This is a genomic window from Salinicola salarius, assembly GCF_003206135.1.
GTDB classification, from domain to species: domain Bacteria; phylum Pseudomonadota; class Gammaproteobacteria; order Pseudomonadales; family Halomonadaceae; genus Salinicola; species Salinicola salarius.
The window spans coordinates 358,027-383,213 of sequence record NZ_PZJT01000006.1; the positions used below are offsets into that span (position 1 = coordinate 358,027).

24 protein-coding genes are annotated in these 25,187 nt (G+C 61.3%); 7 read left to right on the forward strand and 17 right to left on the reverse strand.

Going from position 1 to position 25,187, the window contains the following annotated elements:
- Positions 1 to 223 precede the first annotated feature (223 nt).
- The gene (gene acnB / locus DOM32_RS08120) at positions 224 to 2,827 is read left to right on the forward strand and encodes a bifunctional aconitate hydratase 2/2-methylisocitrate dehydratase (protein WP_110633414.1); all 2,604 of its coding nucleotides are present in this window, start codon (positions 224 to 226) and stop codon (positions 2,825 to 2,827) included.
- A gap of 160 nt (positions 2,828 to 2,987) precedes the next feature.
- On the opposite strand, the gene DOM32_RS08125 is transcribed toward acnB, so the two are convergent.
- Positions 2,988 to 3,260 carry a hypothetical protein gene (locus DOM32_RS08125; protein ID WP_157957042.1) on the reverse strand — a complete coding sequence of 91 codons (273 nt, stop codon included), beginning with the start codon at positions 3,258 to 3,260 and terminating at the stop codon, positions 2,988 to 2,990.
- A 416-nt stretch (positions 3,261 to 3,676) separates the two neighbouring features.
- Between DOM32_RS08125 and DOM32_RS08130 the strand changes: the two genes are divergently transcribed.
- Positions 3,677 to 4,276: a porin family protein gene (locus DOM32_RS08130; RefSeq protein ID WP_110633084.1), complete on the forward strand. Its 600-nt coding sequence runs from the start codon at positions 3,677 to 3,679 to the stop codon at positions 4,274 to 4,276.
- A gap of 177 nt (positions 4,277 to 4,453) precedes the next feature.
- Positions 4,454 to 6,268 (forward strand): glycerophosphodiester phosphodiesterase, encoded by a 1,815-nt coding sequence (locus DOM32_RS08135; RefSeq protein WP_071230165.1) that lies wholly within the window; start codon positions 4,454 to 4,456, stop codon positions 6,266 to 6,268.
- A 130-nt stretch (positions 6,269 to 6,398) separates the two neighbouring features.
- Here DOM32_RS08135 and ppsA read toward each other — a convergent pair whose 3' ends face one another.
- The gene (gene ppsA, locus DOM32_RS08140) at positions 6,399 to 8,777 is read right to left on the reverse strand and encodes a phosphoenolpyruvate synthase (protein ID WP_420876617.1); all 2,379 of its coding nucleotides are present in this window, start codon (positions 8,775 to 8,777) and stop codon (positions 6,399 to 6,401) included.
- Between the two features lie 271 nt (positions 8,778 to 9,048).
- On the opposite strand from ppsA, the gene ppsR reads away from it, so the two are divergent.
- Complete coding sequence (gene ppsR / locus DOM32_RS08145; protein ID WP_071230228.1) at positions 9,049 to 9,882, forward strand: posphoenolpyruvate synthetase regulatory kinase/phosphorylase PpsR; 834 nt, start codon at positions 9,049 to 9,051, stop codon at positions 9,880 to 9,882.
- Between the two features lie 88 nt (positions 9,883 to 9,970).
- On the opposite strand, the gene DOM32_RS08150 is transcribed toward ppsR, so the two are convergent.
- The 3 genes from DOM32_RS08150 to DOM32_RS08160 form a co-directional block, all read right to left on the reverse strand.
- Complete coding sequence (locus tag DOM32_RS08150) at positions 9,971 to 10,543, reverse strand: hypoxanthine-guanine phosphoribosyltransferase (protein ID WP_071230163.1); 573 nt, start codon at positions 10,541 to 10,543, stop codon at positions 9,971 to 9,973.
- A gap of 75 nt (positions 10,544 to 10,618) precedes the next feature.
- Positions 10,619 to 11,635: a beta-N-acetylhexosaminidase gene (gene nagZ, locus DOM32_RS08155; RefSeq protein ID WP_110633088.1), complete on the reverse strand. Its 1,017-nt coding sequence runs from the start codon at positions 11,633 to 11,635 to the stop codon at positions 10,619 to 10,621.
- A gap of 87 nt (positions 11,636 to 11,722) precedes the next feature.
- Positions 11,723 to 12,391: a TetR/AcrR family transcriptional regulator gene (locus DOM32_RS08160; RefSeq protein ID WP_071230161.1), complete on the reverse strand. Its 669-nt coding sequence runs from the start codon at positions 12,389 to 12,391 to the stop codon at positions 11,723 to 11,725.
- Between the two features lie 237 nt (positions 12,392 to 12,628).
- Between DOM32_RS08160 and lexA the strand changes: the two genes are divergently transcribed.
- Both lexA and dinB read left to right on the forward strand, forming a co-directional pair.
- The gene (lexA, locus tag DOM32_RS08165; protein ID WP_110633091.1) at positions 12,629 to 13,282 is read left to right on the forward strand and encodes a transcriptional repressor LexA; all 654 of its coding nucleotides are present in this window, start codon (positions 12,629 to 12,631) and stop codon (positions 13,280 to 13,282) included.
- Between the two features lie 19 nt (positions 13,283 to 13,301).
- Positions 13,302 to 14,375 carry a DNA polymerase IV gene (dinB, locus tag DOM32_RS08170; RefSeq protein WP_110633093.1) on the forward strand — a complete coding sequence of 358 codons (1,074 nt, stop codon included), beginning with the start codon at positions 13,302 to 13,304 and terminating at the stop codon, positions 14,373 to 14,375.
- Between the two features lie 17 nt (positions 14,376 to 14,392).
- Here the strand turns inward: dinB and purU are convergent, their stop codons facing one another.
- A complete protein-coding gene (gene purU, locus DOM32_RS08175) occupies positions 14,393 to 15,241 on the reverse strand; it encodes a formyltetrahydrofolate deformylase (protein WP_071230158.1) in 849 nt (282 codons plus the stop codon).
- Positions 15,242 to 15,514: 273 nt separating this feature from the next.
- Between purU and DOM32_RS08180 the strand changes: the two genes are divergently transcribed.
- Positions 15,515 to 17,203: a ribonuclease J gene (locus tag DOM32_RS08180; protein ID WP_338095114.1), complete on the forward strand. Its 1,689-nt coding sequence runs from the start codon at positions 15,515 to 15,517 to the stop codon at positions 17,201 to 17,203.
- Positions 17,204 to 17,571: 368 nt separating this feature from the next.
- Here DOM32_RS08180 and DOM32_RS08185 read toward each other — a convergent pair whose 3' ends face one another.
- From DOM32_RS08185 to DOM32_RS08235, 11 genes are all read right to left on the reverse strand, one after another.
- Complete coding sequence (locus DOM32_RS08185) at positions 17,572 to 17,862, reverse strand: H-NS family histone-like protein (RefSeq protein ID WP_110633096.1); 291 nt, start codon at positions 17,860 to 17,862, stop codon at positions 17,572 to 17,574.
- Positions 17,863 to 18,022: 160 nt separating this feature from the next.
- Positions 18,023 to 19,012, reverse strand: a complete 990-nt coding sequence (moaA, locus tag DOM32_RS08190) for a GTP 3',8-cyclase MoaA (protein WP_110633099.1) — start codon at positions 19,010 to 19,012, stop codon at positions 18,023 to 18,025.
- Positions 19,009 to 19,470 (reverse strand): molybdopterin synthase catalytic subunit MoaE, encoded by a 462-nt coding sequence (gene moaE / locus DOM32_RS08195; RefSeq protein WP_110633102.1) that lies wholly within the window; start codon positions 19,468 to 19,470, stop codon positions 19,009 to 19,011. The genes moaA and moaE overlap by 4 nt, the downstream gene beginning before the upstream one ends.
- 16 nt (positions 19,471 to 19,486) lie before the next feature.
- Complete coding sequence (gene moaC / locus DOM32_RS08200) at positions 19,487 to 20,308, reverse strand: cyclic pyranopterin monophosphate synthase MoaC (RefSeq protein ID WP_110633105.1); 822 nt, start codon at positions 20,306 to 20,308, stop codon at positions 19,487 to 19,489.
- Positions 20,309 to 20,439: 131 nt separating this feature from the next.
- A complete protein-coding gene (gene mobB / locus DOM32_RS08205; protein WP_110633108.1) occupies positions 20,440 to 21,018 on the reverse strand; it encodes a molybdopterin-guanine dinucleotide biosynthesis protein B in 579 nt (192 codons plus the stop codon).
- The gene (mobA, locus tag DOM32_RS08210; RefSeq protein ID WP_244179856.1) at positions 21,008 to 21,628 is read right to left on the reverse strand and encodes a molybdenum cofactor guanylyltransferase MobA; all 621 of its coding nucleotides are present in this window, start codon (positions 21,626 to 21,628) and stop codon (positions 21,008 to 21,010) included. The genes mobB and mobA overlap by 11 nt, the downstream gene beginning before the upstream one ends.
- On the reverse strand, positions 21,625 to 22,254 hold the full coding sequence (gene upp / locus DOM32_RS08215) for a uracil phosphoribosyltransferase (RefSeq protein WP_071230152.1): 630 nt from the start codon (positions 22,252 to 22,254) through the stop codon (positions 21,625 to 21,627). The genes mobA and upp overlap by 4 nt, the downstream gene beginning before the upstream one ends.
- 57 nt (positions 22,255 to 22,311) lie before the next feature.
- Positions 22,312 to 23,001 carry a uracil-DNA glycosylase gene (gene ung, locus DOM32_RS08220; protein WP_110633111.1) on the reverse strand — a complete coding sequence of 230 codons (690 nt, stop codon included), beginning with the start codon at positions 22,999 to 23,001 and terminating at the stop codon, positions 22,312 to 22,314.
- An 18-nt stretch (positions 23,002 to 23,019) separates the two neighbouring features.
- Positions 23,020 to 23,508 carry a xanthine phosphoribosyltransferase gene (gene gpt / locus DOM32_RS08225; RefSeq protein WP_110633114.1) on the reverse strand — a complete coding sequence of 163 codons (489 nt, stop codon included), beginning with the start codon at positions 23,506 to 23,508 and terminating at the stop codon, positions 23,020 to 23,022.
- 67 nt (positions 23,509 to 23,575) lie between these two features.
- Complete coding sequence (locus DOM32_RS08230) at positions 23,576 to 24,127, reverse strand: adenine phosphoribosyltransferase (RefSeq protein ID WP_071230149.1); 552 nt, start codon at positions 24,125 to 24,127, stop codon at positions 23,576 to 23,578.
- A 133-nt stretch (positions 24,128 to 24,260) separates the two neighbouring features.
- Positions 24,261 to 24,887 (reverse strand): riboflavin synthase subunit alpha, encoded by a 627-nt coding sequence (locus DOM32_RS08235; protein WP_110633117.1) that lies wholly within the window; start codon positions 24,885 to 24,887, stop codon positions 24,261 to 24,263.
- Positions 24,888 to 25,187 lie beyond the last annotated feature (300 nt).

A 25,187-nucleotide genomic window follows, 5' to 3' on the forward strand; every position in this document is an offset into this window, starting at 1 on the left:
TCGACCATGGTGACATTGACTTTCTTCGCGGTTTTCTCCGCCCGCCCCTGTTCCGCCCGAACGATGACGGCTCCTTAACATTGTCGACAGTTTCACGTAGACTTCGCTGCGCCCACCGCAGCCGATCTGTTGCCGACCGAAACGTACCCATAACGGTTACAAAGTCGCGGCTACGAATACACATCGCTCATGCGGGCTCTAACACTAGATGAGGCTCTCCACCGTGCTTGAAGCTTACCGCCAACATGTCGAGGAGCGCGCCGCCGAAGGCGTGCCGCCGAAGCCGTTGAACGCCGAAATGACCGCCCAACTGGTCGAGCTGCTGAAGCAGCCGCCCGCTGGTGAAGAGGCATTTCTCCTCGAACTGATCACCGATCGCGTACCACCGGGCGTCGATGAAGCCGCTTACGTCAAGGCAGGCTTCCTCACCGCTATCGCCAAGGGTGAAGCGACCTCGCCACTGATCGACAAGATCCATGCGGTCAAGCTTCTCGGCACCATGCAGGGCGGATACAACATTGCCACGCTCGTCGAACTGCTCGACGACAGTGAACTCGCTCAGGAAGCCGGCGAACAGCTGAAGCACACGCTGCTGATGTTCGACGCCTTCCACGATGTCGCCGAACGTGCCAAGAACGGCAACGCCATTGCTCAAGGCGTGCTCGAATCCTGGGCCGAAGCCGAATGGTTCCTCGCCAAGCCAGCCCTGCCCGAGAAAATCAGCATCGCCGTGTTCAAGGTGCCGGGCGAAACCAATACCGACGATCTCTCTCCTGCCCCGGATGCCTGGTCACGCCCGGACATTCCGCTGCATGCCAACGCCATGCTCAAGAACCCGCGCGACGGCATCGAGCCGGAAGTCGCCGGCACCAAAGGGCCGATGTCACAGATCGAAGCGGTCAAGGCCAAAGGCTTCCCGGTCGCCTACGTCGGTGACGTGGTCGGTACCGGCTCCTCGCGCAAATCCGCCACCAACTCGGTGCTGTGGTTCTTTGGCGACGACATCCCCCACGTGCCCAACAAGCGCGCCGGCGGTTTCTGCTTCGGCGGCAAGATCGCGCCCATCTTCTTCAACACCATGGAAGACGCAGGCGCCCTGCCGATCGAAATGGACGTCGACAAGCTCGAAATGGGCGACGTCATCGATGTCTATCCCTACGAAGGCAAGGTGACCCGGCACGACAGCGACGAAGTCGTCTCCACTTTCCAGCTCAAGACCCAGGTCATCCTCGACGAAGTCCGTGCCGGCGGTCGTATTCCGCTGATCATCGGTCGCGGCCTGACCGAGAAGGCCCGCAACGAACTCGGGCTGCCGGGCTCCGACATCTTCCGCAAGCCGGAGCAGCCGGTCGACACCGGCAAGGGCTTCACCTTGGCACAGAAGATGGTCGGCAAGGCCTGCGGCATGGACGGCGTGCGTCCGGGCATGTACTGCGAGCCGAAGATGACCACCGTCGGCTCCCAGGACACCACCGGCCCGATGACGCGGGACGAGCTGAAGGACCTGGCCTGCCTCGGCTTCCAGGCCGATCTGGTCATGCAGTCCTTCTGTCACACGGCGGCCTACCCGAAGCCGGTGGACGTCGAGACGCATCACACCCTGCCCGACTTCATCATGAACCGTGGCGGCGTCTCGCTGCGTCCCGGCGACGGCATCATTCACTCCTGGCTCAACCGCATGTTGCTGCCGGACACGGTCGGCACCGGCGGCGACTCCCACACCCGCTTCCCGATGGGCATCTCCTTCCCGGCGGGCTCGGGCCTGGTCGCTTTTGCCGCCGCAACGGGCGTGATGCCGCTGGACATGCCGGAATCGGTACTGGTGCGCTTCAAGGGCGAGCGCCAGCCGGGCATCACCCTGCGTGACCTGGTCCATGCGATTCCCTACTACGCCATCCAGCAGGGCCATCTGACCGTGGCCAAGTCCGGCAAGAAGAACATCTTCTCCGGCCGTATTCTGGAAATCGAAGGTCTGGAAGATCTCACCGCCGAGCAGGCGTTCGAGCTTTCCGACGCGTCCGCCGAGCGTAGCGCAGCGGGCTGTACCATTACGCTGGGTGAAGAGAGCGTTACCGAGTACCTGAACTCCAACGTCACGCTGCTGAAGTGGATGATCAGCGCAGGCTACGGTGATCGCCGCACGCTGGAGCGCCGCATCGAGGCGATGGAAGCCTGGCTGGCCGACCCGAGCCTGATGCGTGCCGATGCCGATGCCGAATACGCCGCGGTCATCGAGATCGACCTGGCCGAGATCGACCAGCCGGTGCTGTGCGCGCCCAACGACCCGGACGACGCGCGACTGCTTTCCGAAGTGGCCGGCACGCAGATCGATGAAGTGTTCATCGGTTCGTGCATGACCAACATCGGTCACTTCCGTGCCGCCGGTAAACTGCTCGAAAAGCAGCCCGCCGGTAGCCTGAAGACACGACTATGGCTTGCGCCGCCGACCAAGATGGACCAACATCAACTGACCGAGGAAGGTTACTACGGTATTTACGGCAAGGCTGGCGCGCGCATGGAAATGCCGGGCTGCTCGCTGTGCATGGGTAACCAGGCACGCGTGGCGCCGAAATCCACCGTCGTATCCACCTCTACCCGTAACTTCCCCAACCGTCTGGGCGACGGCGCTGATGTCTATCTGGCATCGGCAGAGCTCGCGGCGATCGCTGCCGTCGAAGGCCGCCTGCCAACGGTCGAGGAGTACAAGGCTACCATGGGCGAGTTCAATGCCATGGCGGGAGAGATCTACCGCTACTTGAACTTCCATGAGATAGAGGATTTCCAGAAAGCGGCCGCTACTGTCATTCCGGTCGCCCAGGAAGCCTGACACGTCTCTTCCGATGCTCGCAGCTTCAAGAAGAGGTCACCGAAACGCCCCGCCATGCGGGGCGTTTTTTTGTCTCTTCCTCCCGTCATCTCCTCATCTCGCCACCTCACCAGACGCCCGGTTTCGTCTTGCAGGTAGCGAGCAGACCGCGAGCCGGGAACTAACGCCGCCTGTCTCCGGCATCGAGTTCTTCCAGTAGCGACTCGCCGACACGCCATTGTGGCTGCCAATGCGCATCGTCGGCAGTGGCACGCTCTATTTCCAGGCGATCGTCTTCCGTGGCAATGACCAGGCAGTCGATGGATAGACGACGGTAGAGAGATGGCACTTCGCTGGGATAGCGAAGCGGCACGTCATCGAGACGAATATTGTGCTGCCAGGGCTCGGTGGTGACGAGCGCGAGGACATCGCAATGAGAGCGAAGTCGTTGCAACAGCCCATAGTGCGCGCTGTCACTGCCACAGATGATGATGCGCTTTCTGCTATGCGCCCGGACAGCTGGCAACCATCGTTTGATAGTAGAGAACATGGCATTCGACCTGATGGGAAACTTGATACAAGTGACTGTCGGCCATGGGAAAGCTTCTGGCAAGCACAAGCAAGGCGTGATGATTATCCTGCTCTCCAGCGGCTGTCGTTTCGATTTCGATGTCTGCCCGGGCCATTCCCGTCATCACGGGGAGTACGTAAGGCTATGCGTCTCATCGCTGTTCTGACAATATGCGCCACGGTCTGGTCAAATCGTGATTTGCATACCTTCTCATGATTGGCCGAGCAGACCATTCATGCTAAAGGCTTGATATCGCTATAGACACACGGACCGCGACAGTTTCCACAAGGAGTTACAACGTGAAATTCAAGGCTTTGTTCGCTCTCCCTCTGGCTTCCGTATCGTTGATTGCCCTGGCCCCGCCAGCCCAGGCCGCCAACGCCGACGGCCTCTATCTCGGCGTGGGGACCGGTTTCAGCTCGCTGAAGAACGACGACAGCGATGTCGGCGACTTCATCGAATCCGGCAGCGACGATTTCGATGTCGATGACGACGACAACGTCTACAAGGCGTTCGTCGGCTACGAATACAACCGCTATTTCGCCACCGAGGCTTTTTACGCCGATCTCGGCAAGGTCGAGCTGAAGGGAAATGGTGTATCGAACACGGACCTCGAGAGCAAGGCCTATGGCCTCAGCCTGGTCGGGAAATTGCCAATTACCGACTGGTTCGAGCTTTTCGCCAAGGCGGGCATGGCGAAGTGGGAAACCGATGTCGATGGTCATCTTGGTAACGCCTCGGTCGATCTGGACGACAACGACGGCATCGATCCCGTCTACGGTGCCGGCGCTCAGCTCAACTTCCATCCGCTGCTGTTGCGCGCGGAATACGAACGCTACGACTTCGACAGCGATTACGAAGTGGATTCGTTCACCGCCTCGGTAGGCTGGCAGTTCTAGGCAGTGCTTGTCCCGGAACCGTCTCAAGCCGCCCGCCAAGGGCGGCTTTTTCGTTCGATGCCAGACAAGCCTGGACTTGCGCGGATGACGGTTTGACCACAACACTGACAATCCATTCATCCTTGCGGTCATTCCGCCGCGCTCACTCGATTCAGGAAGGAACGCCGCCTCCAAGCCATGCTAGCCCCTCGATCACTGATTCAGGACATCGCCCGACAGATTCGCGCCCATCTACGTTCGCTGGTCGCTTTCCATCTCTTCTTCACGCTGCTGGCATCGGCCGTCTGGGTGCCGTTGTCGGCCAACACCCTCTCCGGCCTGCTTCACCGCATCGGCCGCCCGGTGCTCAGCAACGGTCAGATCATGGACGTTGCGCTTTCGCCCTGGGGATTACTCTGGCTGCTCACGGCGACTGGGCTCAGCTTCCTGGTGATCTTCCTTCAACAGGCCGGGATGATGCTCGTCGTCTCGAACCCGGCCGGCAACCGCTATCGGGCGGCCATGGGCTCCCTATGGCACTTGCTGCGCCGATTCCCGGCGCTGGTGACGCTCACCTTTCTTCAGGTAGGCAGCCATCTGCTGCTGGCCGCGCCGTTTGCCGTAGGTCTGGCTCATCTCTACGATGCCATGCTCGGCGATATCGAACCCTACATCCTGATTCATCTCAAACCGCCAGTCCTGTGGGAGTTCCTGGCCGTCGCCACACCCATCTTCCTGATCCTCGTCCTGCTGAGCGCCGCTCTCTATTTTCGCTGGTTCCTGGCGCTGCCGGCGATGATGCTCGACGACCTCAAGCCCGTTGCCGCACTGAAGCGCAGCCGCGAACTGACCCAGGGGCGACGTCTCCCCATGGCACTGCTGGTGGTCGGCATCGCGCTGCTCGTGGCAGCCATACCGATCGTTTTCTCCTTGAGCTTCAATGCTCTGGGCGGCGTACTGCTCGGCCATCTACCGGAACGCAACAGCGTGCTGGTACCCGCCATGCTGACCTATCTGGCGCTGTATATCGTCGCCACCATCGCGCTCACGTTCCTGGGTATCGCGGCCAACAGCATGCTGGTGATCACGCTCTATCACCGCGCCGTGGGACGCGCCACCGTGTTTCGCCCCGCCGCGACGCCCCACCGTTCCGGTGTCATCGCCTGGGGCGCAGAGATCCTGCTGCTGATCTTTGCGCTCGGCCAGGCGGGCTGGATACTGCACGGCTTCGAGATCAACGACCATGTCACCATCACCGCCCACCGCGGCAGTTCGCTGGTAGCGCCGGAGAATACGCTGGCATCGATGAACCAGGCCATTGCCGACGGTGCCGACTATCTGGAGCTGGACGTGCGTCTGAGCGGTGACGGCCGGATCGTCGTGTCCCACGACGACAATCTGAGCCGACTGACCGGCGTCGACCGCCGGATCAGCGACATGACGCTGGCGGAGATCGAGCAGGTCGACGTGGGCTCCTACTTCGGAGATGCCTTCGTCGGCGAACGCATCCCGACCTTTCAGCAGATTCTCGACAATGCGCGGGGCCGTATCGGGCTCTACGTCGAGCTCAAGCCCGCCCCCGGCACGGCCGAGGAACTGACCCGCAAGGTGATCGCGCAGTTGAACGCCGCCGACATGACAGACCGGGCCGTCCTTGCCTCGCTGTCGCCGGAGGTCATCGAACGGGTCAAGACGATCGACGACGACATCCGCACCACGCTCTTTATGCAATTCGTGCTGCCCGGCGCGCTCAATACTACCGATGCCGACATCATCGGATTGCGCCACACTCAGGCCACACCGAGCTTGCTGAGAACCATCCACGACACGGGCCGTGAAGTCGCGGTATGGACCGTCAACGGTATTGGCGACATGTCGCGCTATATCGACATGGGCGTCGACAACATCATTACCGACCGCCCTGACGCGTTGACCGACATTCTGGAAGCGCGCCGCGAGATGTCCGACGGCGAACTGCTGCTGGTGAAGTTGCGCAACTGGATTCGCACCTGAGGCAACGCGGCTCGCGGCACCGACACCAACGCCAACGCCAACGCCAACGCCAACGGCCCGAACGATATGTCTGCGCAGGAAAAAGCCGGCACGATATCCTCGCGCCGGCTCGGTGGTTCTGCCGTCGGGCTCAGCCCAGTGTTTCGCCCGCCAGCATGAACCAGGTCTCCAGCACCGCGTCCGGATTCAACGACACGGAATCGATCCCCTGCTCCATCAGCCACTTGGCGAGCTCCGGGTGATCCGACGGGCCCTGCCCGCAAATCCCCACGTACTTGCCCTGCGCCTTGCAGGCCTGGATCGCCATCGACAGCAGCTTCTTGACCGCCGGATCCCGTTCGTCGAACAGATGCGCGATGATGGCGGAATCGCGATCCAGTCCCAGCGTCAGCTGTGTCAGGTCGTTGGAGCCAATGGAGAAGCCGTCGAAGTGCTCGAGGAACTCGTCGGCCAGCAGCGCGTTCGATGGCAGCTCGCACATCATGATGATCTTGAGAGCGTTCTCTCCACGCTTGAGACCATTGGCTTCGAGCAGATCGACGACGGCCTTGCCTTCGGCGGGCGTGCGCACGAACGGCACCATGATCTCGACGTTGTTCAGTCCCATCTCGTCGCGAACGCGCTTCAAGGCCCGGCACTCCAGCTCGAAACAGGCGCGGAAATCGTCGGAGATGTAGCGCGAGGCGCCACGGAAGCCGAGCATCGGGTTCTCTTCGCCCGGCTCGTAGAGTTTGCCGCCGATCAGATTCTCGTATTCGTTGGACTTGAAGTCCGACAGCCGCACGATCACGCGCTTGGGATAGAACGCCGCCGCCAGGGTGGAGATCCCCTCGACGAGCCGGTCGACATAGAAGCTGACCGGATCGGCATAGCCTGCCGTGCGGAGATCGATGGTCTGCTGCAGGTCAGGCGAGAGCTTGTCGTAGTCCATCAACGCCCGCGGGTGCACCCCGATCATGCGATTGATGATGAACTCCAGCCGCGCCAGCCCGATACCTTCGTTGGGCAGCCCCGCGAAGGCGAAGGCCCGGTCCGGATTGCCGACGTTCATCATGATCTTGAACGGAATTTCCGGCATGGCGTCGACGCTGGTGGTCTGGCAGTCGAATTCGAGCTTGCCCTGATAGACATGGCCGGTGTCGCCCTCGGCGCAGGAGACCGTCACCTCGATGTCGTCTTCCAGCAGTTCGGTGGCATCGCCGCAGCCGACTACCGCCGGGATGCCCAGTTCGCGGGCGATGATCGCCGCGTGACAGGTTCGACCACCGCGATTGGTGACGATGGCAGAGGCCCGCTTCATGATCGGCTCCCAGTCGGGATCGGTCATGTCGGTCACCAGCACGTCGCCGGTCTGCACCTTGTGCATGTCTTCCGGCGATTCCACTAGCTTGACCTTGCCCTGGCCAATGCGCTGACCGATGGCGCGGCCATCGACCAGCACGCGGCTCTTGCTCTTGAGCGTGAACCGCTCCAGCGTGCCGCCTTCCAGATTCGACACCACCGTTTCCGGTCGGGCCTGGACGATGTAGAGCTTGCCGTCGTCGCCGTCACGCGCCCATTCGATATCCATCGGCCGACCATAGTGCTGTTCGATGGTCACGGCCTGGCGCGCCAGCTCCATCACGTCTTCATCGCTCAGGCAGAACCGCTGACGGTCCGCATGGGCGACATCGACAGTCTTGACCGACCGCCCCGCCGCGGCGTCATCGGTGTAGACCATCTTGATCCGCTTGGAACCCAGCGTACGGCGCAGCACGGCAGGCCTGCCGGCGGCCAGTGTCGGCTTGTGCACGTAGAACTCGTCAGGGTTGACCGCGCCCTGCACGACCGTCTCGCCCAGCCCCCAGGCGCCGGTGACGAAGACCGCGTCCCGATAGCCGGATTCGGTGTCAAGCGTGAACATCACGCCGGACGCTGCCGTCTCGGAGCGCACCATTTTCTGCACGCCGGCGGAAAGCGCCACGTTCTCGTGAGCGTAGCCGCGGTGCACACGATAGGAGATGGCGCGATCGTTGAACAGCGAGGCAAAGACCTCGTGGACCGCCCGCTTGACGTTGTCGAAGCCGTCGATATTGAGAAAGGTTTCCTGCTGCCCGGCGAACGAGGCATCGGGCAGATCCTCTGCCGTCGCCGAAGAGCGCACCGCCACCTTGAGATTGGGGTGCTTCGCCTGCAGCGTCTGATAGGCGTCGGCCAGCGCACTTTCGAAGGCGGGCGGCAACGGCGTGTCGATCACCCACTGCCGGACTTTCTCACCCACTTTGGCCAGCATTTCGGTGTCGTCGACGTCGAGCCTGGCAAGCTCTGCGTTGATTCGATCGTTCAAGCCGTCATGAGCCAGAAATTCGCGATAGGCGTGCGCCGTGGTCGCGAACCCGCCCGGCACGGTGACGCCAGCGTCCGCCAGGTTGGAGATCATCTCTCCCAGCGACGCATTCTTGCCACCGACACGCTCGACGTCGGACATTCCCAATTGCTCGAAAGTGATGATGAACGGTTCCAAAGTCATCTCCTGGTCGTCTCGTCCGGCCATGGTCCACGGACCCTCTTCAACGGTATATGGCGCGTTCCGCTGCACCTCGATGGGCCAGAAGCTAACAGGCGATTTTCGGCTTAGCCAGAAGTTTAAGGGCGTAGAGTTTGGAGTATTTCTACAAGAATCCCGAGGTTTTCAGGATTCCTGTAGTCAGCCACGGCAAGCCGCGCCCAGAATGCCAGCGAGTTGCCCGAACAGGGAATTTCGGCCGACAATGAGCCTTCGACACACACGGATGAACGCCATGCCTCGCACTGCTTTCTTCATCTCCGACGGTACCGGCATTACCGCGGAAACGCTCGGTCGCAGCCTGCTCTCGCAATTCGAGAATACGGATTTCATCCAGGTCACCAAGCCCTACATCGACACCCTCGACAAGGCACGTTCGCTGGTCAGCATCATCGAAGCGACCGGCGAACGCGACGGCATGCGCCCCATCGTCATCGATACCATCGTCGACCAGGCGATTCGTGACATCGTCTCCCAGGCATCGGCATTCAAGGTCGATATCTTCTCCACCTTTCTCGCTCCGCTGGAAGAAGAACTGGAGACTCATTCGACCTATACCGTTGGCCGTACGCATGCGATCGGCCGCGACGATGTCTACATGCATCGGATCGAGGCGGTGAATTTCGCGCTGGACAACGACGACGGCGCGCGCACGCACCAGTACCAGGAGGCGGACGTAATCCTGATCGGCGTCTCCCGATGCGGCAAGACGCCGACCTCGCTCTATCTGGCACTGCAGTTCGGCATCCGTGCAGCCAACTATCCATTGACGGAAGACGACCTGGACGACAACGGCATCCTCAACCTGCCGCCATCGCTGGCCAAGCATCGCCACAAGCTGTTCGGGCTGACCATCGATGCTCGTCGGCTATCGGCCATTCGTACCGAACGTCGGCCCGACAGCCGTTACTGCTCGATGGACCAATGCATGCAGGAGATCGGCCAGGCCGAAGCGCTCTACCGGCGTCACAACATTCCCTACATCGATACCACCCGCTTTTCGATCGAGGAGATCTCGACGCGGATGATGAACGAGACCGGACTGCAGAGACGATTCAGCCCGCGCTGAGCGGGCCGAATCGGAGCAGGAGAAAATTGGGAAATGGCAACCCCCGAGCACGCCGGGCTGGCGATTCGCCAACGGGTCGGGCGTGCCGTCACATCCCCTTGGGCGCGAAGATCCCCGGCGCGTTACGCCAGTACCCCTTGTAGTCCATGCCGAAGCCGAAGACATAGCGGTCGACGACTTCCAGCCCGCAATAGTCGGCCTTGAGATCGGGGGATGCCTTGCGATCGTGACGCTTGTCGACCAGCACCGCTGTCGAAATGCTCGCCGCGCCGGCTTGCCGACAGTAATCCAGGATCGCCGCCAGTGTCGCGCCCTCGTCGAGGATGTCATCGACGATCACCACGTGACGACCGGCCATGGGCACTTCCGGCGACACCCGCCAGAACAGCTCGCCGCCTCGCATCCCGCCGCGATAGCGCGTGGCGTGGAGGTAATCGACTTCCAGGGGAAACCCGAGCCGCGTCAGCAAATGCCCGGTGGTGATCAGACCGCCGTTCATGACGCAGTAGAAAACCGGCAGCTTGTCTCCCAGTTCGCGCGTGATATCGGCCGCCATGCGGTCCAGCGCTCGCTCGACCTGTGCCTGATCGATCAGACAGTCCGCACTGTCCATGACTTCCTGCATCGAGCTCAGGGCATCGATCGGTGGGGATTGAGTCATCGTTTACGATTCACCATGCAATGAGCGGCGGCAGACCATCGGATACTGCCGCCGAAGAACGAAAAACGGTGCACGTCATTCGGATTCGCTGAGCGCTTCCAGACGTACGTGGGTGCGCCGCCACCGGGAGATGGCGGCCAGCGATTCGAGGCTGGGACGCGCGCGTGCATAGCGAAGCTTGGCGATACGCTGGGCTTGCCGGCCTTCGCAGGCGGCGACGACTTCGCGCGCCGCATCGGGCGCGTTGCAGATCACGGCCATGTCGCAGCCGGCGCTCCAGGCAGCCTCGGCCCGCTCGCGGGGCGATCCGGCGGCGTGCGCCGCGGCCATGGTCAGGTCATCCGAAAAGATGGTGCCCTTGAAACCCAGCTCTTCTCGCAGCATGCCGAGCCAACTGGGCGAGAATCCGGCCGGCCGATCATCGAAGGCCGAATAGATGACATGCGCCGGCATGATGCCATCCAGCTTGCCGGCCAGCCGGGCGAAAGGAATCAGATCGTGCTCGCGCAGCTCCGCCAGCGAGCGAGGATCTTCCGCGACATCGAAGTGGGAATCCTGGCGCACTCCGCCATGGCCGGGAAAATGCTTGCCGATCGCCACCATTCCCGCCTCGTGGAGCCCCTCGATGAACGCGCCAGCCAAGGCTGTCACCACCTCGGGATCCGGCGAAAAACTCCGCGAACCGATGGCCGGCGACTGGTCGTCGTCGAGATCCAGAACCGGGGCAAAGGTCACATCGAAGCCGCAGGCCGCCATCTCCATGCCCAGCAGCCAGCCAGTGTCCTGCGTCAGCGTCAGCGCCGCTTCGGGAGACTCGACGAATTGCCGCCCCAGCGTGGCCATGGACGGAATTTGTGTCACTCCTTCCTTCAATCGCTGCACCCGACCACCTTCCTGATCGATGGCGACCAGGATATCGGGACGACATTCGCGGATCTGGCCGATCAGCCGTTGGGTAGTGGCAACGTCCGGTGTATTTCGAGCAAACAACAGTACGCCGCCAACCTCTGCACGAGAGATCAACTTCCGCTCTTCATCACGTAGCCGAGTGCCTTCGACATCCAGCATGACCGGACCGAGAGGTTGAGTCATAGCAAACACCTGAGACCATTGAGCGCCCGATTCTAGACGACACGGGGGATGCATGACAGAGGCAGCCCGCTACCGGGGCCCATTGGTCTACTCGGCGGCCGAGCCAAGTTTCTCCAACGACTCGGGTAGCGGCGCCTGCATGCCGGCGACCACCACGGGACGGAGATGCCGGATCAGCTCCCGTATCGACATGTGCTCCTGGTATTCGCTGTCGGCGATATCCCGCAAGGCATCCAGGCCGGACAAGGTAAAGACCACGGTGCCCAGCATGAAATGCAGACGCCAGAATCGCTCGGCGTCGGGAAGATCCGGCGTTGCCAGACGCAGGCACCCCACGAAGCGGCGAAACGTGTCGCCATAGTGTTCCTGGATATAGCGCCGCAGATGGCCCTGGGCCTGCGCATAAGCCAGGCCCAGCAGCTTCATGAATACCTTGAGGCTGTTGCGCTCGGCGGGGACTTCCAGAACCGTGGTGGCGAGCTGTTCCAGCAGGACTTCCAGCGGCACCTGCTTGCCCTGATAGCGGGCTTCCAGGTCATCGAGCGCCGCATTCAAACGTTCCGAGAACGGATCGAGATAACGGGCAAACACCGCCTGAATGAGCGACTTCTTGGATCCAAAATGGTAATTCACCGCAGCCAGATTGACCTTGGCCCGCGTGGTGATGTTGCGCAGCGAGGTTTCAGCGAAACCCTTCTCGGCAAAAAGGACCTCCGCCGTATCGAGAATACGCGTGACGGTATCGGGTTGGGCCATGTCATACCTCGCGCCAGAAAACGGCAACCAGAGAACAGCGACTTAGAACGATTATGATTCTAATCATTCCGCAACGGGCGGCACAATCCAGCATTTGATCGGGCCAGGGCCACGCGGCTGCCAACGCGAGACGCGAAGGACTTCCCACGCCGGCAATGACTGGATACAATTCCAGGCTGTATACATGAACACGCCTGATCGACGACCATAACGATGGCACAGGCCCGGGAGAAACCAATGGCGAGACCGCTCACCGCACGGCAGCAAAACGTCTATGACTTCATCGTCAAGACAATGAGCGAATTCGGCTACCCCCCGACGCGGGCCGAAATCGCTCGGGCCCTGGGCTTTCGCTCTCCCAACGCTGCCGAGGAACACCTGCGCGCGCTGGATCGAAAAGGCGTCATCCGCATGATCCCCGGGACTTCCCGCGGTATCCGGCTACCGGCCAATGGCAACGAAATCGAGCCCGCGGAGTCCCAGCCCCAGTCTTCCGGCTTGCCGATCATCGGCAGCGTCGCCGCCGGTAGCCCGATTCTCGCCACCGAGCATATCGATCGTTACTGCCCATTGCCGGCCGACTACTTTTCACCCAGTGCCGACTACCTTCTTCGCGTGCGCGGCCTCTCGATGAAGGATGCCGGCATCTTCGACGGCGACCTGCTCGCCGTGCACCGCACCCAGCAGATACGCAACGGCCAGATCGTCGTCGCCCGGATAGACGACGAAGTCACCGTCAAGCGCTTCCAGCGCGAGGGCAGCCACGTCACGTTGAGCGCCGAGAATGCCGACTTCGCGCCGATCGTGGTCGATCTCGAACACCAGCATCTGGAGATCGAGGGGCTGGGGGTCGGCGTCATCCGCGGCGGCAACGGCTCCGGCCTGCATTGAGGCGCCCGCCTCCGGTTCCATGCGCAAGATTCTGCATGCCGACTGCGACTGCTTCTATGCTGCCGTGGAAATGCGTGACAATCCTGCCCTGAAAGATATTCCCCTGGCGATCGGCGGTAGCGCCGATCGACGCGGCGTCGTCGCTACCTGCAACTACCCGGCCAGAAAGTACGGCATACACTCCGCGATGCCCACGGCGCGAGCGGTGCGTCTCTGCCCGCAATTGACAGTGCTGTCGCCGGATTTCAACAAGTATCGCGAAGTCTCGCGACAGATTCAGGCCATCTTTCACGAGTTGACGCCGCTGGTCGAGCCGCTTTCGCTCGACGAGGCCTATCTCGACGTCACGGCAGTCACCCAGTTCCAGGGCAGCGCTACCTGGATGGCCCGCTGGCTCAAGCAAGAGGCGCTCGCGCGAACGGGAATCGTCGTCTCGGTCGGCGCCGCACCCAACAAGTTTCTAGCCAAGATCGCCAGCGACTGGGACAAGCCCGACGGCCTGTTCGTGATCCCGCCGGAGGAAACGGAATCATTCATCACCGACCTCCCCGTCAAGAAGCTTCACGGTGTCGGTCCGGCGACGGCTGCCAAGCTCGATGCCATGGGAATCGCCAGTTGCCACGACCTGCGAACCCAGCCACTGGACCGGCTACTGGATCAGTTCGGCAAGTTCGGCCGGAGACTTTACGAGCTCGCTCACGGTATCGACGAGCGGCCGGTCAACGTCTCCCGCGAACGCAAATCGGTCAGCGTCGAAACCACCTACGACCACGATCTTCCCGGTCTCGCCGATTGCCACCTGGCGCTGGAGCCTCTGATCGAGAAGCTCCACGACCGCCTGGCACGGCACGGCGACCCGGCCATTGCCAAGCAGTTCGTCAAGGTACGTTTCAATGACTTTGCCAGCACGACGCAGGAGACAGGCGCTCGCGGTATCGTCCACGCACGGTTCCATGAACTGCTGAAGAGCGCCTGGCGTCGGGGAGAGCGGCCGGTTCGGTTGCTGGGCGTGGGGGTACGCCTGATGCCGGAACCGGACCAGCGCCAGCTCGGGCTGTTCGACGACACCGATCCCGGCTCGGTGTCGCCATGAGCCTCAAGCGATAGGCATCACGAGAACACCACGGTCTTGTTGCCGTGGATGAGTACTCGATCCTGCAGGTGCCAGCGCAATCCCCTAGAGAGCACCGATTTTTCCACGTCACGACCCAGACGCACCAGGTCCTGCGGCGTATGGCAGTGCGATACGCGCTGGATGTCCTGTTCGATGATCGGCCCTGCATCGAGTTCTTCGGTGACATAGTGGCAGGTCGCGCCGATCAGCTTGACGCCACGTTCGAACGCCTGATGGTAGGGTTTGGCGCCGGCGAAAGACGGCAGAAAGCTGTGATGGATATTGATCACGCGGCCGGCATAGCGCTGGCAGATATCCGGCGGCAGGATCTGCATGTAGCGGGCAAGGACCACACTGTCGGCTTCGGCCTCCTCGATCAGGCGTTCGGTACGGGCGAAGGCGGGAGCCTTGTCCCGAGGGTCGACCGGCACATGATGGAACGGGATGCCGTGCCACGCCACCAAAGGCCGCAGGTCCTCGTGATTGGAGATCACGCAAGGAATATCACAGTCGAGCTCCCCGGCCGACCAGCGGTAGAGCAGATCGACCAGACAGTGGGATTCCCGCGACACCATGATCACCACCCGCGGGCGATGGGCGGAATCGCTCAGCCGCCAGTCCATCTCGAACTCACCGGCAATGGGCGCGAATGAAGCCCGGAAAGCGTCGGCGCTCAAGGCGTTGGACTGGATATCGTAACGCATGAAAAAGCGCCCCGTATCCAGATCGGAGTGCTGATTGGCTTCGATGATCGAGCCGTTCTGGGCAGCGATGAAACCCGATACACGCGAAACGATACCCACGCGATCGGGGCAGGAAACGATCAAACGGTAATTGTGCGGCATGGCTCTCGGAAATACTCTTTGCAAATACGCTTTGAATCGAAAATATGCGTTGGCTCGAAAACAAGCCTTGATTCGAAAATACGCGTTGACTCGAAAACACGCCCTGGTTCGGAAACACCCTGAAACCCCGTTCAGCGCCCCGACATGGCCTGCCACGTCAATGAGAGCGGCATTGTACCCCAATGCCGAGCGCCAGCCAGCGCCGCGATGGGTTTGAGCGGGTCGAGACGCATGACTTATAGTGAAGCCAGATTTCACCCTTTAAGGATGACGATGTTCCGTCCGCGCGCACAGATCCGCCCCCGCACTTACCCACCGCTGCTGTTCCATCCCTTGGGTGGCTGCGGTGAGATCGGCATGAATCTGTCGCTCTATGGTTACGAAAACGACTGGATAGCCGTCGACTGCGGCATGATGATTCGTCAGGATCTGCCGGATCAACCCCTCCAGATTCCCGATGTCGAGCATCTGGCAGCCCACGCGATGGTGCCTTCTGCCGTCTACATCACCCACGGCCATGAGGATCACCTTGGCGCCCTTGCCTGGATCTGGCCACGCTGGAACTGCCCCGTCTACGCCACCCCGCTGGCCATCGAGCTGCTGCGAGCCAAGTTCATCGAACAGGGGTTGAAGACCGACGCGCTCAAGCCCGTCCAGCCCGGTGCCAGCGTGACGACCGGCCCTTTCGAAGTCACCTTTTTACCGGTGACGCATTCGATACCGGAAAGCTGCGCCCTTTCGATCATCACGCCTCGCCATCGCATTCTGCATACCGGCGACTGGAAACGGGACGAGCACCCGCTCATCGGCCCACCGTTATCCGCGGCCCAATTCCAGGCACTGGCCCCGGTGGATCTCGTGGTGGCGGATTCCACCAACGCCGATGTGGAAGGCCACTCGCGCAGTGAAGCGGAAGCCGCCAGTGCGCTGGAGGCAGTGATCCGGAACTGCCGGGGTCGTGTCGTCGTCAGCTGCTTCGCCAGCAATATCGCGCGGATCAAGGCGCTGGGCGATATTGCAGAACGCAGCGGACGCCGAGTCGCACTGCTGGGCCGTTCGATGGAGCGCATGGTGTCTATTGCCCTGCAACTCGGATACCTGGATGACTTCCCGCCCCGAGTGCCGGCTCACGATCTCGGCTATCTCCACCCAGAGGAAGTCCTGATCATCGCCACCGGCAGCCAGGGGGAACCCCGTTCGGCATTGTCACGCATGGCTCAGGGGAGACACTCTGCCCTGGACCTGCAACCGGACGACGACGTCATATTCTCGGCCCGGGCCATCCCCGGCAACGAGCGCCCCATCGAACGGCTCAAGGCCGGCTTCAAGCGGCTCGGCGTCAACGTACATGACGAACATACCGACCCCGCCCTTCATGCCTCTGGGCATCCGGCGCGAGAAGAGTTGCGTCAGCTCTACCGCTGGATACAGCCAAAACTGCTGCTGCCGGTACATGGGGAAGCCTCGCACCAGGAAGCCCATCGCGAACTGGCGTCCGAGCTCGGCATCGATGCCCCCCAATTGGTCAAGAACGGCGCCGTTCTTGCCCTGGAAGCGGAAGCGTTGGTACCCAGAGCTCAGCACCACCTACGACCGCAACTGATTGCCTCGCGCGCCCGTCCCGGTGAGCGCACGCATCCGGTTTCCGCTCGTCAGCATGCGCATTCGCTGTCGATTGCGCTGAATGTACTGCCGACCGCAACGGGCTGGACCCGAATCGGCCGGCTGCTGTGGGATAGCGAGATATCACTGCCTCTGGACGAGGATGCTCTGGCAGACTGGCTGGATGAACGAATAGACGCGATCAGAGCGGATACGCTGCTGCAACTTCGACAGCAACTCTTCGGCCCGCTGCGCGACTGGCTACACGAGCGTCTTCCCGCCTTGCCGGAAATTCATCTTCAACTGATGCCGGCCGACCCCCAGCCGGAGCATGAAGTTCGCACGGCCTCCTCACGCTAACGCGGTAGACGCCATAATCATGAAAACGGACATGAGCCGAACTCTACATATCCGTGCGACATCTCCGCGAGAACACGAGCGCGTTTCGAAATAGCGAGATCAGACGCCTCGGAAAACGAAAACAATCTGGTTGATGCCATGCAGATGTGCATCAGGTGGGCCTCAATAAAAACGCGTCTGCTTTATAGCAGACGCGTTTTCTATAAGGCGAATACATGGCGGCTCGATGCGTTCACTTAGCCGGCAGCCATGTCGCGTGTGTCCATCCAGGCAATATACCAATCCAAGCAATATACCAATCCAGGCGTTACACCATTCAGGCGTTACACCATTCAGGCAAATCCATGCGACGTGACATTACGCGCGGATCAGCCCTTGCTGGCATTCTTGGGCGGGCGGCCCCGACGCTTGCGCGGCTGCTCGCCGACCAGATCATCCATCGATAATCCGGCATTGTTCATCGCCTCGCGAATCTCGGCCAGTTTCTGCTGCTTGTCGGCTTCTTCTTTCAGGCGGTCCTGATCTTCCTGCTGCTTCTGCTCGATCACTTCCCCGATGACTTCGGAAAGCTTGTGCAATTGCTCCATGCTCAGCTGACGCGCTGCAGCTCGAGCAACATTCTTATTACGAGCAATGCGTTCCAGTGATTCGGTGGACATCGTCCTCTCCTTGCTAGATTCCGACACGGCATTACACCGGCTGTTTTGATGAAAGTATATTCTTGCTGCCCTTTTTGGCAAGAAATTAAATCAAAAAAGGCACGCGTAATTCGCGTGCCTTTTGTCGAACAAATGTCTTGGGCATCCGGAAAAAAGCGCATTAACCTCCGGTCATATTCATGAACCGGACGACTTGTACATCACCGTCGGTCGAGAAATGATGGCGCTCCGGCTTCAAATCCATGGCTGTGACAATCTGTTCCTTCAAGGGTTCCAGCTCTCCTGGATACTGACGCAAGGTGGCACGCAGATCCACCGAATGCTCGTTGCCCAGGCAGAGCAGCAATCGGCCTTCGACCGTCACACGAACCCGATTGCAGGTACTGCAGAAGTTATGACTATGAGGCGAGATGAAGCCCACCCGGCTGTCACTATCGGGCATCCGGAAATAACGCGAGGGACCCAATGTCGTTTCCGGCGATGGGATCAGAGCGTAACGAGACTCGATCGAGGCTTGAACATCGTCGCTGGAATAGAACGTCTCGCCACGGGAATGATCCGAGACATCACCCAGTGGCATCTCCTCGATGAAACTGATATCCAGTTGCTCTTCGCGGGCGAAGTCCACCAGATCGAGAACCTCGTCATCATTGCGACCGCGCAATATGACCGCATTGAGCTTGATACGCTCGAAACCGGCATCCTGCGCCGCATGAATACCGTCGATGACCTTGGCTAAATCCCCGGTTCTTGTCAGCCGCTTGAAGCGTTCCGGATCCAGCGAATCCAGACTGACGTTGAGACGTGTCATGCCACCTTCACGCAATGCTCGGGCGTGACGACGCAGCCCGGCACCATTGGTCGTCATGGCGAAGTCTTTCAATCCCGGCAATGCGCCAATGTCCGTTACCAGCTCATCGATTCCCTTGCGTACCAGAGGCTCGCCACCGGTCAGGCGAATCTTTTCCACGCCCAGCTCCGTGAAGGCACGCGCCACCTGCGACAGCTCTTCCAGCGACAGAACCTGTGTCCGAGGCAGGAAGGTCATCTCTTCGCTCATGCAGTAGACGCAGCGAAAATCACACCGATCCGTCACCGAGATCCGGACATAGCGAACCTGGCGCGAGAACTTGTCTATCAAAACGGTCATGAATGCTCCCAGCGACTCGCGGCTTCGCGGTCGCTTTGCCGTTCGGACACCCAATAAGAGCCGCTATCGGTATGCTCCTTTTTCCAGAAAGGGGCCCGTGTTTTCAGATAATCCATGATGAAATCACACGCCTCGAACGCCGCTCGGCGGTGCGCACTGGCGGTCATGACCAGCACGATGGCATCCCCTGGCTCGAGACGTCCGACACGATGAATGATGGTGGCGCCCTGGAGCGCCCAGCGTTCGCCAGCTTCCCGGGCAATCACGTGCAGCGCCTTTTCCGTCATGCCGGGAAAATGCTCCAGCGTCAGCGCGGAGACATCAGGTCGTTCGTTGAAGTCCCTGACCCACCCGGTAAAGCTGACGATGGCACCGATATCGGAACGCCCTTCCGTCAGGCGCGCTTGTTCCACCTCGGTGTTGAAAGCGTCTTGCTGTACGTTGATGACAATCTTCATGGCGATTCCTTCTCGCTCAGCCGCCGGTAACCGGCGGAAAGAACGCGATCTCGTCACCCGGCGCAACCGCGGCTTCGTTCTGGCTCATGGCTTCGTTGCGCGCGCACAGGACACGCTGATTCAGCAACGCCTTGTACTTCGGATCCTGATTGATCAATGCCAGCTTGACGCCGGCAATATCACGGGAAGGAAGCCGGGCCCATTCCAGCACACACTCCGCAGTCTCAAAGCGCTCGCGCAGTTCAGCCAGAAACTGAATCTTCACTCCGCTCGTCGGCGATATCGCGGCCGATTTTTCCGCTTCCGCCGGCTTTTCCGCTTCCGCCGACGGATCACGACTTGTCGCCGCCGCCGGCTCGGGCATCGGCTCCCGCGACCAGTCTCCCGAACGTCCGCCGCGCTTTTCTTCCAGACGTACGCCATCGATGGTCATGCCCTTGTCGACTGCCTTGCACATATCATAGAGCGTCAGGCACGCCACCGAGACCGCCGTCAATGCTTCCATCTCGACGCCAGTGCGCCCATTGAGCCGACAGAATGCCTCGACATGGACGCAGCTCTCGGCCTCATCCAGCGTGAATTCGATGGTGACCTTCGACAGGGCCAAGGCGTGACAGAGCGGTATCAGTTCGTGGGTCCGCTTGGCCGCCTGGATGCCGGCGATTCTCGCCGTAGCCAGGACATCGCCCTTGGGCAACCCGCCTTCGGACAATAGCGCCAGCGTCGCTGCCTGCATATGAACGCTGCCACGGGCTCGGGCCTCCCGCCGCGTCTCCTGCTTGTCGGCGACATCGACCATGTGCGCTTCACCACGCGCGTTGAGATGCGTGAGCGTCATGCTGAATTCGCCTCGCTTTCCAGTCATTGGGTCAAACGTTGAGTGTAGTGTGGATGGCGTAACGACGCCTGTCATTCATCGGGCAAGATTCGGGGACATTCCATGGTTTCAGCCATTTGCACCGCTGCCATTCAGCGCTTTGTGATGCGCTGTCCCGCTGCCCAATCGACGATCCAGTCAAGAATGCCGTCGAGATCATCCAGATCCAGACGTGCCAGTCCCGCCGGCAACCGATCGAGAATCTCGGCAGGCATCTCTTCGGGCTTGCAGGCCAATGCCTGAACCCAGGGGTCGATACCGGCGGCCAGCGGCTGGCCGTGGTCACCGCGATACAGCTCCAGCTTGGGGATAGGCCAGGTCTTGAAGCCTTCGACCAGAATCAGTGCGGGTTTCAGGGCCGCAACCTGCGCTATCAACAGCGGCAGATCGGGTTCTTGCCGATCGGGCGTTTCCATCATCAGCGCAAAACGGCGGCCGGATGCCACCACCATCGGCGCGGCTCCCGCTTCGCGCAGGCGATGGCTGTCCTTGCCGGGCTTATCGACATCGAATTCATGGTGGGCATGCTTGATCACGGCAGTCGGCCAGCCTCGTTCGCGCAGGCGCGGCAGCAAGGCTTCCAGCAGTGTCGTCTTGCCGGTGCCGCTCCAGGCGGCGATACCCAGCAAGGGGATATCGCATTCGAGCGCTTCGGCGCGGCTATTCGTCATGGTTGCCCTGCGACGCGTTCACGTCGACTTCATGCCGTTCCGCCCAGGCATGCTGCTGCGGCGTGTTGAGATTGGACAACCGTGCGCGGTGGGCCGAAAAGTCGACCTGACACCAGCGATGCCGATCATACCAGGCGACGACCTTGCCGCCGCCCGCCGCCAGCCATGGCGACAGATCCTCTCGTAGCGAGCTGCGCACCAGCGCGATCAGAGGCTGCAGCCGCTCGCCATCATGAGCGACCGCGATATCCGCTTCACCGATCCCGTTCGCCAGGCGGCTCAGCATGTCGGCCGGTAGCCAGGGCATATCCACGGGCGCCAGCAGTACCCAGGGCGTGGAAACCGTCTGCAGGGCACCCAGCACGCCGGCCAAGGGCCCCGGATAGTCGGGCATCGGATCGGAAACCACGGGGTAGCCCAGATGCCGATAGCGATCCACGTGACGGTTGGCACTGATGACGACCTGACCGACCTGCGGCGAGAGGCGCTGTAACGCATGCTGAACCAGTGGAATGCCTCCGAGGCTCAGCCAGCCCTTGTCGACACCTCCCATGCGCTGCCCGCGCCCTCCCGCGAGCAGCACCCCCGTGACCTCGGCACGCTCGATCACCGCGTGCCGAAGATCTTGTCGCCGGCATCACCCAGCCCAGGGACGATATAGCCATTCTCGTCGAGACGCTCGTCGACGGAGGCGGTATAGATCTCGACATCGGGGTAGGCCTTCTGCACCCGCTCGATCCCCTCCGGGGCGGCGACCAGCACGATCACCTTGATCTGCTGACAGCCGCGTTGCTTGAGCATGTCCAGCGTCGCCACCATCGACCCACCGGTGGCCAGCATCGGGTCGATCACGATCGCCAGACGTTCGTCCAGGTCGCTCACGAACTTCTCGAAATAGGGAACCGGTTCCAGCGTCTCTTCGTTGCGATAGAGCCCCACGACGCTGATACGCGCGCTGGGAATGAGATCGGTCACGCCATCGAGCATCCCCAGTCCGGCACGCAGAATGGGGACGATGGTGACCTTCTTGCCCTTGATCTGTTCGACATCGATCGGAGAGCCATTCCAGCCTTCGATGGTCGCCGGCTCTATCTCCAGGTTCTGGGTCGCCTCGTAGGTCAGCAACTTCGCCACTTCGCAAGCCAGCTCACGGAAGCTCTTGGTGCTGATGTCGGCCGCCCGCATCAGTCCAAGCTTGTGTTTGACCAGCGGATGGGAGATGGGATGCACACTCATGATGGCGCCTTCGTCTAAATGGAGGAAACGCCGGTATTGTACGCGACGAGCCGGGGGTCAGGCGACGCTGACGGGCAATTGCCAGTCGACGGGCGTCGCGCCGCGCGCCTGGAGAAAGGCGTTGGCTTGCGAGAAGTGACGCGTGCCGAAGAACCCGCGATGCGCCGATAGCGGCGAAGGGTGCGGGGCATGCAGCACCAGATGCTTGCCGCGATCGACGAAGCTCGCCTTCTTCTGGGCGTAACTGCCCCAAAGCAGGAACACCACGCCGTTGCAGTGTTCGTTGATGACCTGAATGGCGCGATCCGTGAAGGTCTCCCAGCCGCGATTGCGATGGGAGCCGGCATTGCCCTGCTCCACCGTCAACACGCTGTTCAGCAGCATCACGCCCTGGCGAGCCCAGCTTTCGAGGAAGCCGTGATTGACCGGACTCGTGCCGACATCCGTTGCCAATTCCTTGTAGATGTTCTGCAGCGAGGGCGGCGTCGGCACGCCCGGGCGTACCGAAAAGCAGAGCCCATGAGCCTGGTTGGGTCCGTGGTAGGGATCCTGTCCCAGTATCACCACCTTGACCTGCTCCAGCGGCGTCAGCTCGAAAGCGCGAAACCAGTGGGACGAGTGAGGATAGATGACCTTGTGGGCCGCCTTTTCCTCGGCGAGAAAGGCGCGCAGCGCCTGCATGTAAGGCGCACCGAATTCCTCGCCGAGGTAGGCGCTCCAGCTATCGGGTAACGGGGATTGAGGCATCGACTCGCTCCGCATCGGTCAGGGTTTTGGCGAACGCACCTGGTCTACCAGCGGCTCGACGTAGGCATGCCCCAGATCCCAGGGGAACTGAATCCAGCAGTCCTGGGCCACCTCGGTCAGATACTGGTCGACCAGCGGTCGCCCTTCCGGCTTGGCGTAGACGGTAACGAAATGCGCCTTGGGCAGCATCTCGCGCACGGCCCGGGCGGTCTTGCCGGTGTCCACCAGGTCATCGACCAGAAGCCAGCCGTCGCCATCGTGGTCGACGCCTTTCATGACATCCAGCTGGCCCTGGGACTGTTCGTCGTAGCTCTTGATGCAGACGGTATCGATGAGACGGATGTTGAGTTCGCGGGCGATCAATGCCGCCGGAATCAAACCGCCGCGCGTGATCGCGACGATACCCTGGAAATCCCGCTCGACGAGCTGATGACAGAGCGCCCGGACATCGCGATGAATCTGATCCCAGGAAACGGTGAAATGGTGCTGATAACGATTGGCGGTCATGGCGGGTCCAACCTGTTGATCGGGCCACCATCGTAGCGATGGCGGCGGCGGGCCTTTTGTTTCGTTCCTACTCGTCTTCGGTAAAGCTGCAAACCGCGAAGACGCTATAGCCGGCCTCACGAATCTTGGCCGAGCCGCCCAGTTCCGGCAGATCGAGGATGGTTGCCGTCTCGACGACATGGCCACCGCTGCGCTGGATCAGCGACGCGGCTGCCAGCATGGTGCCGCCAGTGGCGATGATGTCGTCGATCAGTACGATACGGTCGCGCTCGCGGAACGCATCGGCATGGAGCTCGACCGTCGATTCGCCGTACTCCAGCGTGTAGGTCTCGCTGATGGTTCGAAACGGCAGCTTGCCCTTCTTGCGCACCGGCACGAAGCTGCAGCCCAGCTCGTAGGCCAGCGGCGCGCCGACGATGAACCCGCGCGCGTCGATCGCCGCGATGGCATCGACCTCGAGCTCCTGATAGCGATGCACGAAGCTGTCGATCAGCTTGCGAAACGCGGCACTGTTCTGAAGCAGCGGCGTGATGTCACGAAAATTGACGCCGGGCTGAGGCCAATCGGGCACTGTGCGGATGACCGACTTGATATAGTCGCCGTAGATACTGCTGCTCATCGAAGAAACTCCATTGACCGAACACGGCGCACCGAAGAACGATAAATCGCAAACGATTGATCCTGGCGCAAAGGCGTCTATGTTACCCAAGCCAACGCCACGGCGCGACCTGTCGCGACGACCGCTCTCATCGTCACGCCCCGCCAGCCGAATGATCGCGCGAAGCCAGCACGCGCTCCACCGTTTCGACGATGGCCTGGGTCTGCGGGTCGATCTCGATGTTGACCCGATCCCCTGGCAAGCGCTCACCGATCGTCGTCCTGGCCAGCGTTTCGGGAATCAGGTTGACGCAGAAACGCTCGGCCTCCACCGCACCGATCGTCAGGCTGATGCCATCGATGCCGATGTAGCCCTTGTCGAACACGAAGCGCGCCAGCGCCGCTGGCAGCTCGAACCACAACCGGCGATTGTTGGGCGCCTCGTCGATCTCCACCAGCCTGGCCATTCCCATGATATGGCCGGACATGGAATGACCGCCGATCTCGTCGCCGAAACGTGCCGCCCGTTCGAGATTGACCCGGTCTCCCGCGGCGAGATCGCCCAGGTTGGTCAGGCGCAGGGTTTCCCGCATCAGATCGAAACTGACATTGTCGCCATCGATGGATGTCACCGTCAGGCAGCAACCGTTGTGGGATATCGATGCGCCCAGCGTCAGACCTTCGCGCATCGCCGGCGCCATCGATACCACGTGTGTGCGCAACTGCTCACGTTCCTCGATCGCCACCACGGTCCCCACATCCTGCACGATCCCGGTAAACATGAACCTCTCCCTCGCCTGAAGCGGATGACGAGCCGCCGACGACAGACGCCCTCGACGACCCACAAGAGCGGGAATTCTAGCACGCCACCGCTGCCCGCCAGGAAATTGACGCCCTCGCCGACTGACTCTAAGATTGCCCGCAATTCATCGCGCCGATTTGTTCCCGATTGCAGGCGCGCCGGTCTCCGGGCAATCTCGCTAAAAGGGTGTGTCCAGCGTTGATGGCCACCCGAACGGGTGGCCTTTTTTCGTTTCGACCAGCCAGCACATTCAACTGGTCAGCCTATCTAGGGTCTGTTG

What these genes read in the sequence shown, in the direction of transcription:
- moaA (WP_110633099.1), bottom strand. Translation starts at nt 19,012, where the DNA reads ATGACCGTTTTGATAGACAAGTTCTCGCGCCAGGTTCGCTATGTCCGG.
- mobB (WP_110633108.1), bottom strand. Translation starts at nt 21,018, where the DNA reads ATGACGAATAGCCGCGCCGAAGCGCTCGAATGCGATATCCCCTTGCTG.
- purU (WP_071230158.1), bottom strand. Translation starts at nt 15,241, where the DNA reads ATGCCGCACAATTACCGTTTGATCGTTTCCTGCCCCGATCGCGTGGGT.
- moaE (WP_110633102.1), bottom strand. Translation starts at nt 19,470, where the DNA reads ATGAAGATTGTCATCAACGTACAGCAAGACGCTTTCAACACCGAGGTG.
- upp (WP_071230152.1), bottom strand. Translation starts at nt 22,254, where the DNA reads ATGAGTGTGCATCCCATCTCCCATCCGCTGGTCAAACACAAGCTTGGA.
- DOM32_RS08135 (WP_071230165.1), top strand. Translation starts at nt 4,454, where the DNA reads ATGCTAGCCCCTCGATCACTGATTCAGGACATCGCCCGACAGATTCGC.
- DOM32_RS08230 (WP_071230149.1), bottom strand. Translation starts at nt 24,127, where the DNA reads ATGAGCAGCAGTATCTACGGCGACTATATCAAGTCGGTCATCCGCACA.
- dinB (WP_110633093.1), top strand. Translation starts at nt 13,302, where the DNA reads ATGCGCAAGATTCTGCATGCCGACTGCGACTGCTTCTATGCTGCCGTG.
- DOM32_RS08180 (WP_338095114.1), top strand. Translation starts at nt 15,515, where the DNA reads ATGTTCCGTCCGCGCGCACAGATCCGCCCCCGCACTTACCCACCGCTG.
- moaC (WP_110633105.1), bottom strand. Translation starts at nt 20,308, where the DNA reads ATGACGCTCACGCATCTCAACGCGCGTGGTGAAGCGCACATGGTCGAT.
- DOM32_RS08185 (WP_110633096.1), bottom strand. Translation starts at nt 17,862, where the DNA reads ATGTCCACCGAATCACTGGAACGCATTGCTCGTAATAAGAATGTTGCT.
- ppsR (WP_071230228.1), top strand. Translation starts at nt 9,049, where the DNA reads ATGCCTCGCACTGCTTTCTTCATCTCCGACGGTACCGGCATTACCGCG.
- DOM32_RS08235 (WP_110633117.1), bottom strand. Translation starts at nt 24,887, where the DNA reads ATGTTTACCGGGATCGTGCAGGATGTGGGGACCGTGGTGGCGATCGAG.
- DOM32_RS08160 (WP_071230161.1), bottom strand. Translation starts at nt 12,391, where the DNA reads ATGGCCCAACCCGATACCGTCACGCGTATTCTCGATACGGCGGAGGTC.
- gpt (WP_110633114.1), bottom strand. Translation starts at nt 23,508, where the DNA reads ATGACCGCCAATCGTTATCAGCACCATTTCACCGTTTCCTGGGATCAG.
- DOM32_RS08150 (WP_071230163.1), bottom strand. Translation starts at nt 10,543, where the DNA reads ATGACTCAATCCCCACCGATCGATGCCCTGAGCTCGATGCAGGAAGTC.
- nagZ (WP_110633088.1), bottom strand. Translation starts at nt 11,635, where the DNA reads ATGACTCAACCTCTCGGTCCGGTCATGCTGGATGTCGAAGGCACTCGG.
- ung (WP_110633111.1), bottom strand. Translation starts at nt 23,001, where the DNA reads ATGCCTCAATCCCCGTTACCCGATAGCTGGAGCGCCTACCTCGGCGAG.
- lexA (WP_110633091.1), top strand. Translation starts at nt 12,629, where the DNA reads ATGGCGAGACCGCTCACCGCACGGCAGCAAAACGTCTATGACTTCATC.
- ppsA (WP_420876617.1), bottom strand. Translation starts at nt 8,777, where the DNA reads ATGACTTTGGAACCGTTCATCATCACTTTCGAGCAATTGGGAATGTCC.